At 70.4% G+C, this 15,691-nt stretch carries 13 protein-coding genes; 6 read left to right on the top strand and 7 right to left on the bottom strand.

Annotation, left to right across the window (positions count from 1 at the left end):
* Window positions 1–1,750: 1,750 nt before the first annotated feature.
* On the bottom strand, window positions 1,751–2,590 hold the full coding sequence (locus AWX74_RS24305; protein WP_091281419.1) for an SAM-dependent methyltransferase: 840 nt from the start codon (window positions 2,588–2,590) through the stop codon (window positions 1,751–1,753).
* 253 nt (window positions 2,591–2,843) lie between these two features.
* On the opposite strand from AWX74_RS24305, the gene AWX74_RS24310 reads away from it, so the two are divergent.
* The 3 genes from AWX74_RS24310 (at window position 2,844) to AWX74_RS24320 (ending at window position 5,585) form a co-directional block, all read left to right on the top strand.
* Window positions 2,844–3,629, top strand: coding sequence for a siderophore-interacting protein (locus AWX74_RS24310; RefSeq protein ID WP_091281422.1), 786 nt, complete (start codon window positions 2,844–2,846; stop codon window positions 3,627–3,629).
* Window positions 3,630–4,087: 458 nt separating this feature from the next.
* Window positions 4,088–4,444: an FDXHR family putative zinc-binding protein gene (locus AWX74_RS24315; protein WP_242666386.1), complete on the top strand. Its 357-nt coding sequence runs from the start codon at window positions 4,088–4,090 to the stop codon at window positions 4,442–4,444.
* A 214-nt stretch (window positions 4,445–4,658) separates the two neighbouring features.
* The gene (locus tag AWX74_RS24320) at window positions 4,659–5,585 is read left to right on the top strand and encodes a hypothetical protein (protein WP_091281637.1); all 927 of its coding nucleotides are present in this window, start codon (window positions 4,659–4,661) and stop codon (window positions 5,583–5,585) included.
* Between the two features lie 30 nt (window positions 5,586–5,615).
* Here AWX74_RS24320 and AWX74_RS24325 read toward each other — a convergent pair whose 3' ends face one another.
* The 4 genes from AWX74_RS24325 to AWX74_RS24340 form a co-directional block, all read right to left on the bottom strand.
* A complete protein-coding gene (locus AWX74_RS24325) occupies window positions 5,616–6,026 on the bottom strand; it encodes a DUF3817 domain-containing protein (protein ID WP_091281427.1) in 411 nt (136 codons plus the stop codon).
* On the bottom strand, window positions 6,023–6,568 hold the full coding sequence (locus AWX74_RS24330; protein WP_091281641.1) for a hypothetical protein: 546 nt from the start codon (window positions 6,566–6,568) through the stop codon (window positions 6,023–6,025). The genes AWX74_RS24325 and AWX74_RS24330 overlap by 4 nt, the downstream gene beginning before the upstream one ends.
* A 601-nt stretch (window positions 6,569–7,169) precedes the next feature.
* On the bottom strand, window positions 7,170–8,774 hold the full coding sequence (locus AWX74_RS40175; protein WP_165615768.1) for a hypothetical protein: 1,605 nt from the start codon (window positions 8,772–8,774) through the stop codon (window positions 7,170–7,172).
* A 135-nt stretch (window positions 8,775–8,909) separates the two neighbouring features.
* Complete coding sequence (locus AWX74_RS24340; protein WP_091281645.1) at window positions 8,910–9,866, bottom strand: SigE family RNA polymerase sigma factor; 957 nt, start codon at window positions 9,864–9,866, stop codon at window positions 8,910–8,912.
* Window positions 9,867–10,463: 597 nt separating this feature from the next.
* On the opposite strand from AWX74_RS24340, the gene AWX74_RS24345 reads away from it, so the two are divergent.
* The 3 genes from AWX74_RS24345 to AWX74_RS24355 all read left to right on the top strand — a co-directional run bounded on the left by AWX74_RS24345 (window position 10,464) and on the right by AWX74_RS24355 (window position 12,505).
* Window positions 10,464–10,667, top strand: a complete 204-nt coding sequence (locus AWX74_RS24345) for a hypothetical protein (protein ID WP_054568997.1) — start codon at window positions 10,464–10,466, stop codon at window positions 10,665–10,667.
* A 57-nt stretch (window positions 10,668–10,724) separates the two neighbouring features.
* Window positions 10,725–11,708: an NAD(P)H-quinone oxidoreductase gene (locus AWX74_RS24350; protein WP_242666388.1), complete on the top strand. Its 984-nt coding sequence runs from the start codon at window positions 10,725–10,727 to the stop codon at window positions 11,706–11,708.
* Window positions 11,709–11,935: 227 nt separating this feature from the next.
* A complete protein-coding gene (locus AWX74_RS24355; RefSeq protein ID WP_054568999.1) occupies window positions 11,936–12,505 on the top strand; it encodes a bacterial proteasome activator family protein in 570 nt (189 codons plus the stop codon).
* 78 nt (window positions 12,506–12,583) lie between these two features.
* Here AWX74_RS24355 and AWX74_RS24360 read toward each other — a convergent pair whose 3' ends face one another.
* Together AWX74_RS24360 and AWX74_RS24365 are read right to left on the bottom strand one after the other, a co-directional pair.
* A complete protein-coding gene (locus AWX74_RS24360) occupies window positions 12,584–14,098 on the bottom strand; it encodes a metallopeptidase TldD-related protein (protein WP_091281436.1) in 1,515 nt (504 codons plus the stop codon).
* Window positions 14,095–15,666 (bottom strand): TldD/PmbA family protein, encoded by a 1,572-nt coding sequence (locus tag AWX74_RS24365; RefSeq protein WP_091281648.1) that lies wholly within the window; start codon window positions 15,664–15,666, stop codon window positions 14,095–14,097. Before AWX74_RS24365 ends, AWX74_RS24360 begins: the two co-directional genes overlap by 4 nt.
* Window positions 15,667–15,691: the final 25 nt, after the last annotated feature.

Below are 15,691 nucleotides of genomic sequence, written 5' to 3' on the forward strand. Positions count from 1 at the left end.
GGTGGTGCTCAGGGTGGTTCCACGGGTTCCTTCGGGGGTGGCGGCGCTCAGGGTGGTTCCACGGGCTCGTTCGGGGGCGGGGGTGGCGCTCAGGGTGGGTCGACCGGCTCCTTCCGCTGAGAACTTCCTAGTGTCCGCCTAGTTTTTGTTTGGGTATGACGGGCAGCCCTCCCTTCTCCCATCTGGAGAAATCTGCCAGGTGGGAGAGGCGGAGGGCTTTCGCTTACATGAAGAGCTGGGCTAAATGATGTTGCGAGGATCTCCCTGATAGGGGTGTGTACTCGCACCAATCACACCAGGTGGGCCGGGTTGGTGATCTGATCTACTTTTGCCATGTGATCCGGTCCGGACGAGTTCGACGCTTTGCTGTCGCGAAATATGTCACTCGAAATTTTTCCGCAACACGCCGGTCTGGTGGAAGCGGCTGATCCGACGGCTTGATAGCTACCATCCCGCTGCGACGAGGTGGATCCTGATGTCGAGCGGGGAAATCATGATTGTTAAGAAGACCTGGTCCGTTCTGGCTCTGGCCGGTGGAATGTCTGCTGCTGCTATCTTGTCGGCGTCTCCTGCCAGGGCCGACATATCGATAGCCGTTGATCCGGCTCAGGCCAACCTGGTGGCGCCCGTGGTCACTGTAGGAGATGGTCAGGAGGGTTTCGGAGAAGTGGAGCCCACAGTTTTGGACGCCGGGCAGGGCCTGGCTATTCCGAGCGGATTGAACCTCTCCATTCTGTCGACCGGAAGCATCACGATCGGTATTGGCGCGCCGGTTACTGCGGAGACCGTTGTCGGTGGCCCGACGAGTACCTTCGGTGCGGCGTCCAGCGCTCAGGGTGGGTCGACTGGCTCGTTCGATGGAGATGGAACCCAGGGTGGGTCATCCCAAACAACCAGACAGGTTGAGGAAGGCGTGACCATCGATATCTCCACACCGCGGAACCCGGGCGGCAAGGAGACGACTGGGTCGTTCGGTAAGGGTGGCGCTCAGGGTGGGTCGACCGGGTCCTTTGGTAAGGGCGGGTCTCAGGGTGGGTCGACTGGGTCGTTCGGTAAGGGCGGGTCCCAGGGTGGGTCGACTGGGTCGTTCGGTAAGGGTGGCGCTCAGGGTGGGTCGACCGGGTCCTTTGGTAAGGGCGGGTCTCAGGGTGGGTCGACTGGGTCGTTCGGTAAGGGCGGGTCCCAGGGTGGGTCGACTGGGTCGTTCGGTAAGGGTGGCGCTCAGGGTGGGTCGACCGGGTCCTTTGGTAAGGGCGGGTCCCAGGGTGGGTCGACCGGGTCCTTTGGTAAGGGTGGCGCTCAGGGTGGGTCGACTGGGTCGTTCGGTAAGGGCGGGTCCCAGGGTGGGTCCACCGGGTCGTTCGGCAAGGGTGGGTCGACCGGGCCGAACCACGCGGCCGCCGACGGCTTCGCGCCGACCGGGAGCGCTGCCGACACGTCGATCAGTCAACTCCTTCAGGATCTCCTGGAGTTCTCCGCGATTGTTCACTGGCTTGGCTTCTAGAACAGTTCCGAGGATGGTCCACGGAAAAGGTGGGAACCAGGTGCGTCCCAGCGCCAGGTGATTTCGCGCATGCGGACGAGTAGATCCCAGCTGGGTGGACTCATCCTGTTCCGAAGCCATGGCGATGGTTGTTGGGACGGCGGTCGCGATCCACGGCCCGCTGGTGCTGGTCGGTGCGGGTGCAGCGCTGTGATTCGGTGCGGGTCGGCGGACGTGCGTCGACCCGCACCGGCGGACAGCGGTGGATCAGGAGATGCGGGCGATTCCGCCGTACCAGCTGACCTGCGCGTCGGTCGGCCCGTCCGGCGCCGGCTCGGCCCGCCAACGATGGACGATCTGCACCCCGGGCTCGACGAGATCGAGACCTTCGAAGAAGCCCTCGATCTCTTTTCGGGTCCGGGTGGTGAGGGGGATCCCGCGCTGCCGGTAGATCTCGACGAGTCGCCCGGCCTCCTCCGGCGCGACGTCGGCCGTGCAGTGGGTGAGCGCGAGATAGCTGCCCTTGGGCATCGCGTCGAGGTACCGGCGGAGAAGCTCGGTCACCTCGTCGACGTCGGGGAAGAAGTGGAGGATCGCGATCAGGGACAACGCCACCGGGCTGCTCATGTCGAGGGTTTCCCGTACCTCGGGCGAGGCCAGGATCTTCTCCGGTTCGCGCAGGTCGGCGTCCAGGTAGGCGGTGCGGCCTTCGGGCGTGCTGGTGAGCAGTGCACGGGCGTGCGCGAGGACGATCGGGTCGTTGTCGGCGTAGACCACCCGCGACTCGGGGGTGATGCTCTGGGCGACCTCATGCAGATTGGGCGAGGTCGGGATGCCGGTGCCGATGTCCAGGAACTGGCGCAGGCCCACCTCGCCGGCAAGATATCGGGTCGCACGGTGGACGAAGGCGCGGTTCTGCTGGGCGGCGATGCGCAGTGCCGGGAACGCCGTCAGCGCATGTTCAGCGGCTTCCCGGTCGGCCGGGAAGTTGTCCTTGCCACCCAGAAAGAAGTCGTACATGCGAGCGGAATGCGGGACGTCTGTTCGCAGGTCTACCGGCTCGATGTGCTCCTCTGGCCAGCCATACCTGTTCTTGTTGTCGCTCACGTCCCGGCCTCTCTCAGCGTCGTCCGGACATCGGCATGCGCCGTCCCCGCATGCGTCTTGCCGGCGGCTGAGCGGTATCTGCCTGCCGGGTCAGGGAGCAGCGAGATGTTACCGAATTATGGTGGTTCGATCTCAGGGAGTGGCAGGAGGGTCGGCAACGGGACGTGGCGTGGTAGCCCCGCCTGGTGCACGCTCCAGTGGGCGGCGGCCCAGGCGGCTGGCTCCTTTTCCCTGAGTTGAGGAGGATTCGGTCGTGACTGACAACGGTGAAGAGGCCCCCGGCGTCACCCGGACCCGAGGGGCTGCCTGGCGCCTGCTGGACAGGGTGCTGCTCCACGCCCGGGTGGAGTCCGTCGGAATGCTCGCCCGTCGAACGCGGCGCATCGTGCTCACCGGTCCGGCGCTGGCGGATCTCGCCTGGTCACCCGGGCAGAACGTGACCGTGTTCCTCGCCGATCCGACCAGGCTGGCGGGGTGGCGCAATGGCCCACGTGACCTCAAACGCAGCTACTCGGTGTGGGACTACGACCCGTCCGGCCGCATGGAGCTGGCCGTGTACGACCACGGCGGCGAGACCCCTGGGACGTCCTGGGCCCGTCGGGTGGTTCCGGGCGACGAGGTCATCGTCACCCGGCCGGAGGGGCGCCTGGTGGCCCGTCCCGAGGCGGGCGTGCACCTCTTCGTCGGAGAGGACACGGCGGCCGTCTCGTTCGGCGCGATGCTCCGCACGCTGCCCGCGCCGACCCTGGTCCGTGGTGTGATCGAGTGCGATGAGGAGGATGACCGGCTTCCGCTGCCCCGTGCCACGGAGCTGACCTGGGTCCATCGGCGCGGTGCGCCTGCCGCCTCCTCCTCGCTGCTGACCGCGGCGCTCGCCGATCTCGATCTCTCCGGTGGCGAGCCCGGCGCTGCCTACGTGGTCGGTGAGGCTCGCACCTGCCAGGCCGTCCGGCGCCATCTCATCGATGAGCGGGGCTGGCCCCGGCAGCGGGTTCTGGTCAGGGCCTTCTGGACCCCGGGCCGCCGTGGGATGGACTGACCAGTGCCTACGCCGCGGCCGTGGCCAACGGGGCCGCGACCGGCGGAGACTCCTTCCGGATTCCTTTTGCGATCCAGGCAGGCACGGCGTCCGCCCACCCGATCAGGCCGCCCACCCGATCAGGCCGCCCGCCGCGCCGGCCGGTGGCCTGAGCTGGCCGGGCAGGTGGCTGCGGGCCGGCTCATTTCAGGCGGGGGAGCGCCGAGGGCCGTCCAGGGCCGGACCTGCGGCTTCCCGCCGGCGGGCTTGCCCGTGTGAGCCCAGGTAGCCGTGTCGGCGGATCACCTGGAAGGGCCAGCGAAGGGCGCAATGCCGAAGAACTCTGAAGAGTCGACGCCCGGTTGCGTGACGCTTGTGCCGGTGTACGACAGGATGGCCGGGTGCCTCCCCGCCGCTCTGCTGGTCGGCGCGCGATCCCGACCCCGCTCGCGCCGAACACCGCCCCACGTGCCGTTTCGGTGACGCTGCCGACGCGTCCGGGCCCGTCGTCTCAGCAGGCGCTTCCCCTGCCTGTCGACTCCGCTCGTCAGCCTGTGCGCCTGCGTGACCTCCCCACCGTGGTGAGCTGCGGAGGCTGCGACCAGCGCTGGTCCGAGCTGGAGGCCGCGCACTGCCGCGCCTGCCATCAGCTCTGGCCGACAGTGGACGGCTTCGATGACCATCTCGTCGAGTGCCCAGCCTCGCCGGAGATCGCGCCCAGGAAGGCGAAGCGGATTCCCGACCAGCGCCGGAACTCCCCGGAGGCAGCCCAGGAGACGGCCGAGCGTGCCCAGCCGTCGGCGGGGGCCGCGCGGGACGAGTGGAACGTCGCCTGACCGCAGGCCGCTGTCCGCTCCGGCGTTCGTCCCTTCCTTCGCACTGGACGTCGCGCCGGACTTCGTATCGGTGTCCATGTTTGGCGGTCGTTCTCGGTGGATGATGCGGTCATTGGGCGCGACAGCCCGGTGATCGGGTCAGCAAGCTGCTACGTTCCGGCGCGGGAGCGTGCGCGCGCGTTCCGCGATGGTGGGCTCGGAACGGGAGGACGGCATGACCGTGTGCGGGCTGCTGCGGCTGGACGGTGCCGACGTCCGCCGGTCGGAGCTGACCGGAATGCTCGCGGCGTCCTCCATCGGTCTTCCCGCCGCGCGCCGGGTGCATCTGGACGGTTCGTTCGGTGTGGTCACAGCCGCGGATGATGCGGTCGGATCCATGCCACCTGTGCTGGTGGGGCCGGCCGGGCTGGTCATCGTGATCGTCCACCACGGGGCGGGAGCGAGGGTGGTGCGGGTCGGTCGAGCCGGGGGCGCCCGAGCGGCCGCGCCGACGAGCCAGGCAGGCGCCGCCACCGGGCCTTTCCGCACCGCCGGTTCGATCGGTGGCGTCGGGCCGCCGGGGCGGCGTGCCGCTTCGGACGGATCCGATGGCTCCTCGGCCGGCACCGGATCGGTGACTGTGCTGCGTCCCGCCGGCCTGCGCCCGGTAGGCCTGCGTCCCGCGGACGCGGGGGAGTCGCTCCCGGCGGTGGATGCCGCGGATGCCGCGGGCGGTGTGGACGCCGGGGCGCCTTGGCGGGAGCCGACCGGCGACGGTGCCTGGGACGAACGCACTCACGGTGTTCGGGCAGCGGACGCGCTGATGGCCTCGTACCGCGCCGCCGGGCAGCGTGCGCTGGGCACGCTGGACGAGCATCTGTTGGCGATCGTCTGGGAACCCACCCGCCGACGACTGATTGTCAGCCGGGGTGGCCGGCGTGCGGATGACCTGGTGGTCTGGTCCGACGGCCGCTATTTCGCCTTCGGCGCCGAGCCGGGGCAGGTGCTCGCGGTGGGGTCGCTGGGCTCCGTCCGCCCGCGCCGGCTCGCCGCCGGTGAGACCCTGCCGGTGACTGTGGCGACCAGGCTCCGCAGGCCTCCCGCGACCGACTTTCTCCCCCAGGGAGCCGAATCCGCCGTGTTGGACTCTCCCGTCACCTGACCGGCGCGCGCCAGGTGGCGCATTCGTGACCTACGCGGAGGCGGCGCCCCGGCCGGCCCGTACGAGGGTGACGACCTTCCGCTCCGCGACAAAGGACAGGAAGGGGATCGTGCCCGCCAGCATGACGAGAATCGTCCTCTTCGCGGGGAACCGCAGGCGGCTCGCCAGATCGAACGCCGCGGCCAGGTAGATCATGTAAAGCAGCCCATGGATGGGCCCGATGGTCTTCACGACGGCCGGCTCATCCGCCAGATACTTCAGCGGCATGCCGACGACGACCAGAAGAATCAGCACCACGCCGACCACGTAGGCGATGATCCGGTAGCGCAGCAGCGAGGAGCGGACGGCGGCGGGCGTGGACCGCGGCCCGCCCTGTGCGCCGGTCCTGCTGGGCTCGGCCGTGCTCGACCGGGACGTCGCGGGCTCTGAGGATGCCGTCACCGGCGGCCTCCCTTACGGTCGTTGTCCGGGCCGGTGGCGTCGCGTTCGTACAGCGACGCGAGATAGCGGTTGTAGGCGGCGAGCTCGAGGTCCTCTTCGGTCTCCGCCTCCGGGGCGACGGCCGAGACCTGGCCGGGACGTACCTGGGGCAGCGGGGTTACCGTGACGGCACCCGCGGTGCCCTGATGCGGCACGGTCGCCGGAACGGCGGCACCAGCGGCACCGGTGGCACCCGCGACGCTCCCGTCGACGGATGGCGCGGGAGCCTCCGGAGCTATGCGCCCGCCAAGGCCCCACTGGGGGCCGGAGTCCTCTTCGGCGTCCCGTGGATGGAGGTCCTCGGAGACCATCCGCCACCACCAGTAGGCGACGAAGGCCGCGAAGATCGGCCACTCGACGCCGTAGAAGAGGTTCTGCATGCTGCCGTGATCGGACTCACCCTTGGTCCACTGCCAGATGCCCATCCGCAGGAAGAGCCCGATCAGCGCGAGCGCGAGCGCATGGCGGGCGATCCACGACGGGCGGAGCAGAATCCTGCGCACGCAGCCGACGGTACCTGTCCGTCCGCGCGGGCGGGTAGCTCCGGCGATCCGGACGTGGCGGGCGTAGGCACCGGCGATCTGAGGACGGATCGGAAAACGGCCGCGCTGAGCGGCCAAATGGATCACGAGGCCCAATGGATCACAGGACCGTGGAAGTGGTGGTGGGAGGTCCGTGGACGCGTGGAGGGCAGCCCTCCCACCATCCGCGGGGCTCGGTGACCGCGGGCGGATGACGGAAACCGCCGACGGAGATGTGACGTGTGAGCTCCGCGTGCTGGCACCAGGGCGGTAGTGCTCCGGTGCCAGTGTCGGTTCGGCCCGCCCGCCCGGCTGGGGGGGGTTAGCGGGGATCGGGCGGGCCGGAACGACCACCACAACCTGGCGCGGTATGCGGTGGTGCGCTCATATGTCCAGTCGTCCGGGGGCCGTCGGAGGTTGCCGCGGATCGCGGATTTTTTTTCCGTTGTTTTTCGGGGTGACGCCGTGCCCGCCGGGATGGCGCCGTCGGAGGGCGTGGACCTGCCGGCGCCAGTAGCCGGTGCCGGCGTCGACGGTTCTGCTCGGTCGACGGGTCCGCTCGGTCGACGGGTCCGCTCGGCGGTCAGTAGAGGACGGCCGCCGCGAGGGTGAGCATCCGGCTGCCGTCGCTCGCCGTGACGCTGATGGGTGTCGATCCCGCAGCACGAGGAAGCCACACGGAGAGCACGGCGTCGGCGTCGCCGTTGGCTTTGGCGCCATGCGTGGAGCCCAGGGCCACCCGATGGGACTCGGCATCCCGGCCGTCCCCGACGACCACGGTGAACGCGGCGTTCGGCCCCCCGAGATACAGGTCGAGGCGTCGGGGACCCGATCGTGCGTCGATGCTCAGCCGAAACCGGGAGGTGGCGAGGCGGTCGTTGTCGCCCGTGCCGGACGCGAGCGGCCGGCCACCCGTCCACGAGAAGCTGTTCCGAAAGCTGCCGGCCGCGGTGGCCGCGGCCAGGCGGCTGGTGTCGATGCTCGCGGCCGGACGGGCGGCGCGGGTCTGCACGCCTGCGTTGAACAGCACCCAGTCGAGGCAGCCATGTGCTGGCAGGGTCGTCCGCTCGCTGGCACCGAACACCCGAGCGGAGGCGGAGCTGCCGGCGGACTCGCGCGTGGACGCATCGCGATCGTGCCCCGTGCCGGACGAGTCCCCGAACCGGTGGTAGGAGGAGTCGTCGCCGTCGCGGCCCTGCGTTCCGGTTGAGGAGTCACGGTCTTGTTGCTGGCCATGCTGACGGTCCGAAGCACCGCCTCCCCAGCCGGAGCCGCCTCCCCAGCCGGAGCCGGATGCCGAGCCCGTCATCCCACGCGCCGTTCCGCGCACCGTGCCAGGCTTCGTCGCACCGATGCTCCCGTTGGATTGTTCCCCCGGGGGCGGGCTGGCAGCGTTGGTGGTCGGCGTCGGCACCGGCGGAGTCCGGGTCGGACCGGCGGACTCGGCGAGCTGTTCCGACGGCCGCACGATGCCCTTGGTCGGCCGGGGTTCGGTGGTGGGTGCGGTGGGAGTCCGGGTTGCCGGGTGCGATGAGACGGTCACGGTGCCCAGGTCGGTGTTGCTGTGCGTGAGCACACTGCTCAGCAGGAACACCCCGACGATCGACGCGGCGCCGGCACCGGCGAGGAGCGGCAGGCGGCCTCGGCCTCGGCCTCGGTCTCGGTCCTGGGCTGGGCGTGGCCGTGGTCGGACCCCGCCCGGCCGTTTCGTCAGCAGGTCGCGGCGCCCGGACGTCGACCGAGGGGTCCACGTGGCGGACCGACTGTCGACCGTGCGGTCCGTGCCGGGCGTGTCGTCGGTCGAGCTGGTCCCGGCCGTGGCGGACGCGCCGGCCGCGGGCAGCGCGGGTTCCGTGGTGAGCAGGCCTCCTGCCTGGAGGCGGGCGCGGATTCGCTCCGTGTTCGGATCGTGGCTTGCGAGTTCGCGGGCGAACAGAGCCCGCAGTGTGCTGGGGAAATCGTCAGCGGGCGCGGATTCGGGGCGCGCGGCGTTCCCGGCAGCTCCGGCCTTCCTGGCGGCTCCGGCGTTCCTGGCAGGCCCGGTGTTCTCGGTGGGCCTGTGCACGCCGCCGAGAACGCCCGACGGCTCGTTGGTGGAAGCTGGGCGCGTGTCGGGGATGTCGCTCCCAGGGGTGTGCTCGTCCGTCTGGGAGCGAGCCGAGCGTCTCGTGAAACGATCACGGAACATGACATGCCCATTATGCGAGTACCGGGGGTTACCCGTGAACGCGCACTGTCGCACGCGCCCGTTCATACGGCCTCCACGATCAGGAAATCCGGGTGGGAGCGGTGACATCGCGGGTGGCGTGACCCCCGTGTCAGCTCAGCTCTCACTGCCCCGGAGCCGGCCGTGCGCCTCGCCTTCCCGTAGCCGGTTCAACGCTGACCGCGCGGCGGCCGCCGGATCCACCGCGCCACCGACGCGACGCCGGGAGCGTGGGGCACCGCCACGGCGGGCGGCTGCTGAACGAGTGGTGGGTGGCTCCTGCTGGGGCACGGATCTGCCCGCTTCGTGGGGTGGGCTCAGGTCTGGCCGCGCGCCGAGCAGCCGTTCCAGCTCGGTCACGGCCTTGGAGGTCTGGCTCTTGACCGTGCCGACCGAAACTCCGAGGATCCGCGCGGTTTCCGCTTCGGAAAGATCGAACGCGTAGCGCAACACCACGCAGGCCCGTTTGCGTGCGGGCAGGGCCATCAACGCGGCACGTAGATCGACCGCGGCCGGTAGATCGGCGTGCTCACGCGCCTGTCCGGCGTGATCGCCCATCATGCCGAGTACCGCGAGGCCGCGGCGTTCTCTGATCATCCGGCGTAGCCGGCTCGTCGCGAGGTTCGCGAGGATGCGCCGGACATAGGCGATCGGGCTGTCCGCCGCGCTGACCCGATCCCAGCGGGACCAGGCCGCGGTGAGCGCGTCGGCGGTCAGGTCGTCGGCGACATCGCGGTCGCCGGTGAGCAGGTAGGCGAAGCGTGACAGCTCACGGTGGTGGTTCTCGAAGAAGATCTGGAACTCGTGCCGTGCGTTCGGCTGGCCGGCCAGGTGGTCCGAGCCGTCCGCCGGGTGCTCTGGGAGAGGTTCCGGCTCCTCGGTGTCGCCGCCCCACCGGGTGACCACGTCGCTGCTCGTTGCCAGGAGCTCCGCTTCCCAGTCCGGCGGGGCCGCTTCGAGTGGCACCGCCTCCAGCAGCGCGGGATCCAGCAACGTCGGATCCCACCGGGGTCGGCGATCGGTGCGCAGCCGAGGGGAATGGGCGCCGAGTTCCGCGACGCTGTCCACACTCACCAGGCACACTCCCGAGGCTTGTCTGGGCGATCCCGTGTGCCCTTGTAGCGGTAGCACGGTGCTGGCGGCGCGGTTGTGTTAACCGGCGCGATAACACCGCACTATTGGACGGTACTCCGCGCTGGAAGTATCGCGAAAGGGGTTGAAGGCGACTAAATCGTGTCACTGGGATGTTGTCGGCCGCGTCGGTCCGTTCAATCACTCCGGCACTGTCCTCGTGGCGCCCGTGATGGGCTGAACTTTCGTGTTTCGTGTCCTGATGTCGTGACGGATGTGCGTGGCCCGGTACCTGACCGGAACGGTGCAGGCTCGCTGGGCGGGTACGCGTGGAACGGGCCGCGGGCAGCCGTCAGCGGGGTCGCGGTACGGCGGTGCACGGCACGGGCCGGGGCGGTACGCCCGCGATGTTCCCCGCGACGGGATGCGGGGTAGGCGAGCGGTATGGCCCCGCTGACTGACGCAGTGCCGCCGGACACAGCCCCGCCGGGCGCAGTGCCGCCGGACACAGTGCCCCCTGACCCCGCCGCGGCCGGAGGCCTCGCCTCACGTGCCGTGGGGCCGCGCGTCGCGTGCCGGCCGATGGTCGCGTGCCGGCCGATGGCAGTGGCCGCGGCGGTCCCGCGGCGTCCCGACAGCCCACCCCCGCTCGACCCACCCCCGCTCGACCCGGACGCGCCCATTCCGGACGATCCGGGCCCGCTGCTTCCCGACAGCCCGGATCTTCCGCCGGCGCCCCACGAGCCGTCCCCCTACACGCCCCCGGTCCCCGAGCGGCCGGAGCCGGAGCCGGAGCCCGTCTGAGCGCGAGTGTGCCGGGCCGGGCATGCCCCGCGCCGTACAGTGACCTTCGTGCATGCGGTGACAGTGAGCGCGCCCGGTGGCCCTGACGTCATGACCTGGGCGGAGGTGCCCGATCTTCCTTCGCCGGGGCCGGGCGAGGTCACGCTCGACGTCGTGGCCACCGCGGTCAACCGTGCGGACCTGCTGCAGCGGCAGGGTTTCTACCCTCCTCCGCCCGGCGAGAGCGACATCATCGGCCTGGAGTGCTCGGGCCGAGTAGCCGTGGTGGGCCCCGGTGTCGAAGGGTTCGCGCCGGGCGACGAGGTGTGTGCCCTGCTCGCCGGCGGGGGGTATGCGACCCGGGTGAACGTCCCGGCGGGCCAGCTTCTGCCGGTTCCCGCCGGCGTGAGCCTCGTCGACGCCGCGGGCCTGCCGGAAGTGGCCTGCACTGTGTACTCGACGGTCTTCGAACGTGCGGAGCTGGCGGACGGTGAGGTCTTCCTCGTCCACGGTGGTGCGTCCGGGATCGGGACCTTCGCGATCCAGGCGGTGCGGGCGCTGCGCCCGGCCGCGGTGATCGCGGCCACCGCGGGCAGCGCGGAGAAGCTCGCGCGCTGCCGTGAGCTCGGCGCGAACATCACGATCTCCTACCGGGACGAGGATTTCGTCGCCCGGGTGCGGGAGGAGACCGGTGGCCACGGCGCGGACGTGATCCTCGACAACATGGGCGCGTCCTATCTGGAGCGCAACGTCTCGCTGCTCGCGCCGGATGGTCGACTCGTCGTGATCGGCCTGCAGGGGGGCATCAAGGGGACGCTGAACCTGTCGGCCCTGCTGCCCAAGCGGGGCAGCGTGCATGCGCTGTCGCTGCGCAACCGCCCGGCCGGGCAGAAGGCGCGGATCGTCGCGGGGGTCCGGCAGCACGTGTGGCCGCTGGTCGCCGAGGGGCGCATCCAGCCGGTGATCGACCGTGTTCTCCCGATCTCGGACGTCCAGGCGGCCCACCGGATCGTGGAGGAGCTCGGGCACGTGGGCAAGGTCATCCTGAACGTCGGTGGCTGATCGGCCGGTGCTCAACAGCTGTTCATCGGGCTGACCAGGGAAGTCGTCGTCGCGGTCGGGTCAGGGATCGAATTCGGCCGCTGGTCACTTTTCCTGGTGTTTCGTCCGGCCCGCAGCGGGCCCACCATCCGGTGCGCTGTGGTCGGAGCGTGAACCGTTGTCGGCGTGAACAGGAGTCGGCGATTCCGTTGGATGGACTCGCCCGCTCGGGAGGGCAGGATGGAGGCATGACAGACCAACCGAAACCCCGCGTCGTCGTTGTTGGCCCGGACGGCGCCCTGCAGGAGGTCCGTGGGGCGGTCGGCGTGCCGCTCACACCGTCCGCGGAACCCGGCTCCCACCCGGCGGCCGAGGGGTCGGACGGCGAGGTCAAGAACCCGTTCGCCGACATGGTGTCCCAGCCCGACAAGGTCATGCGAATCGGCACGATGATCAAGCAACTGCTTGACGAGGTGCGGGCGGCGCCGCTGGACGACGCCAGCCGGGTCCGGCTCCGCCGGATCCACCAGAGCTCGATCGCCGAACTGTCGGACGGGCTCGCGCCAGAGCTGAGGGAGGAGCTCGCCCGACTCTCCCTCCCGTTCGACGAGAACGTGACGCCGTCCGACGGAGAGCTCCGCATCGCCCAGGCGCAGCTCGTCGGCTGGCTCGAAGGGCTTTTCCACGGGCTGCAGACAGCGCTGTTCGCCCAGCAGATGGCGGCGCGCGCCCAGCTCGAGGAGATGCGTCGGCGCGCGCTTCCCAGCGGTCAGCAGCAGCAGGGCGGCAACGAGCCCTTCGGCGGGACCTACCTGTAGGCCTTCTCCGTCTCCCGGTCCACGGTCCACGGGCGGGTGCACCGCGGGTCCGGGGCGACGATGGAGAAGGTTCAGTGATCAGCTGGCCGGGCTTACCGAGCTCATGTTGAAGTCGGGGATCCGTAGCGTGGGCATCCGCGCGAGGGTGAACCAGTCGGCCCATTCGCGGGGCAGTGTCCGTGCGGTCGCGCCGATCTCGGTGGCGCGGCCCAGCAGGTCGACCGGCGACTCGTTGAACCGGAAGTTGTTGACGGCACCGACAACCTCACCGTCCTCGACCAGGAAGACACCGTCCCGGGTGAGGCCCGTGAGTAGCAGCACCTCCGGGTCCACCTCGCGGATGTACCACAGGCAGGTCAGGAGCAGGCCGCGTCGCGTCGAAGCGATCATGTCGTCCAGGCTGGCGGTGCCTCCTCCGTCGAGGAGCAGGTTGTCGACGAGCGAGGTGACGGGAGTGCCGGGCGTGCCGGGCGCTGCGTCGGCGTGGCCGGCTGACCGCGCCGACGCACGGGTCTGCACGAGCGCGTTGAGGCGTCCGTCCAGGATCCAGTCGGTCGGCCCGAGCGGCAGACCGTTGTCGAAGACGCTGGAGGTGGCCGAGGACGAGGTCGCCGTGACGAACGGTGTGGTTGCCAGGCCGGCCGCACCGGGGTCGCTCCACAGCCGCAGACCCGCCGGGCCGATCATCTCCCCGATGCGCGTTCCCCCGCCGGGGCGGCTGAACACTGTGCGCCCTTCGGCGGCGTCCCGGCCGGCGGCCGACCAGTAGAGATCGACCATGAGGTCGGCGACGGCGGACGGTGGCAGCAGCGTCTCGTACCGGCCGGCCGGAAGGTCGACGGAGCGGCCACACCATGCCAGCCGGGCCCGCAGGTGCTCGTCGGTCGCGGCGACGTCCACGTCGGTGAAGTCAGGAGTGGACTGGCCGTGCCACACGGAGCCACCGGGGACGTTGCTCTTGGCGTTCCACTCCACCGAACCGGTCGGCTGGCTGTGGCGCAGCCGCAGGCCGGTCGACGTCCCGAGCCAGGTGGTGGTGAGGTCATGTGAGGCGAAGCCGAACAGCCGCCGGTCCTCGGCACGGGCGGCGCCGAACGCCTCGGCGAGATCACGGGCGAAGGCCGCGAACACCGCGCTGCTGGTCCGCTCAGCCGGGTCGGTGAAGACGCCGACAGGTGACCCCGGTGACCCCGGTGACGTCGGCGATCCTGCGGACGCGGCCGGCGGGCCGCCTGCCGGGGTGATCAGCTCGCTGTAGTCCTCGGCGTCCTCCGACTCCCGGGCGGCCGATTCCGAGGCGCGGACCAGCGCCTCCAGGACAGCGAGGTCACCGTCGCCGCCCGGCCCGTCCACCGCGGAGGTGGTGCGCACGCCGAAGGACCGCCCGACGACACTGATGACCGTCACCGACCGGTCCCGGGCGGCACCGTTCGTGGTCAGGGTGTTGTTCGCCCAGCGCAGGTTGACCGTGCTGGACTCACTGGCGATGACGATCGCGCCGTCCGCGCGGGACAGTTCCAGCGCTCGCTCGACGATCTCGTGCGAGGCCCGGATCGCGTGTGCTGCCCCGGCCACCGGGAACCCCCCGCTCATCGCCCGCCCTCACGGCGGGTGTTAAGGATGTTGACGTTGCGGAACAGTGCCGTCGGGCAGCCATGGCTGACCGCGGCGACCTGGCCGGGCTGGCCCTTGCCACAGTTGAACGCCCCGCCCAGCACGTAGGTCTGCGGGCCGCCGACAGCGTCCAGCGAGCCCCAGAAGTCGGTGGTGGTGGCCTGGTAGGCGACGTCGCGCAGCTGGCCCACCAGCTGCCCCTTGCGGATCTCGTAGAAGCGCTGCCCGGTGAACTGGAAGTTGTAGCGCTGCATGTCGATGGACCAGCTCCGGTCGCCGACCACGTAGATGCCGCGGTCCACCCGGCTGATCAGCTCCTCGGTCGACGGGCCACCGGGCGCGGGGAGCAGCGACACGTTCGCCATCCGCTGGATCGGGACGTGGCCTGGCGAGTCGGCGAACGCGCAGCCGTTCGAGCGGTCCACGCCGAGCGCGGCCGCGTTCTGGGCGGCCATCCGCCGGTCGAGCTGGTAGCCGACCAGCACACCGTCGCGGACGATGTCCCACCGACCGGTCCGCACGCCCTCGTCGTCGTACCCGATCGTGGCCAGACCGTGAGGCGCCGTGCGATCACCGGTCACCGTCATGGCCGGCGAGCCGTACCGCAGCGACCCGAGCTTGTCGAGGGTGGCGAAGGACGTCCCCGCATAGGCGGCCTCGTAGCCGAGCGCGCGGTCGAGTTCGGTGGCGTGCCCGACGGACTCGTGGATCGTCAGCCAGAGATTGGACGGATCGACGACGAGGTCGTAGCGGCCCGGCTCGACCGACGACGCCTTCGCCTTCTCCGCCAGCAACGACGGGATCAGGTCGAGCTCGGACTCCCAGTCCCAGCAGCCCGCCGCCGGGCCGGCGACCATCCACTCCCAGCCGCGGCCGACCGGCGGCGCGATCGTGCGCATCGTCTCGAAGCCGCCGGCCGGATCCACCCGGGTCGCCTCGAGCTGGCAGATCACCCGGACCCGCTGCTGGCTGGTGTCCGTGCCAGCGGTGTCGGCGTAGAACTTGTTCTCCATGACGGCCTCGAAGTGCCCGTCCACATGATCGACGTCCTGGGCGGCGAACAGTGTTCGGCACAGGCCGCCGACCCGCTCGATCTGATCCCGTGGGTCGATGGCGAACGGGTCCGAACCGTAGGCGGACACCCAGGTGGCGCCGGCGTGGACCGGCTCGTCGGCCAGCTCCACCGGTTCCGAGTTGAGCGGCCTGGCCACCTTCGCCATCGCCACCGCCTCTCGGGCGACGCGGACGGCCTCGTCCACCGTCAGGTCGACGCCGGCGGCGAAGCCCCAGGTCCCGTCGTGCACCACGCGCACCGCGAAGCCCGCGGTGACGCCATCGGAGCGGCTCTCCAGGCCCGCGTCACGGAAGGAGAGCGACGACTCCTTGAGCCGTTCGACCCGGATGTCCGCATGGCTGACGCCGAGGTCGCGGGCGGTCTGGAGGGCTGCGTCCGTGAGAGCCGCGGTGGGCAGCGCACGGAACTCCTCGTCGATCTGATGCGGTGGCAGAGCCGGAGTGGCCGGATCCCCGGGAACGGAAGGCGCCATACCCCCATCCTGGCCTGCCGGCGCG

It is taken from the genome of Parafrankia irregularis (assembly GCF_001536285.1).
GTDB classification, from domain to species: Bacteria; Actinomycetota; Actinomycetes; order Frankiales; family Frankiaceae; genus Parafrankia; species Parafrankia irregularis.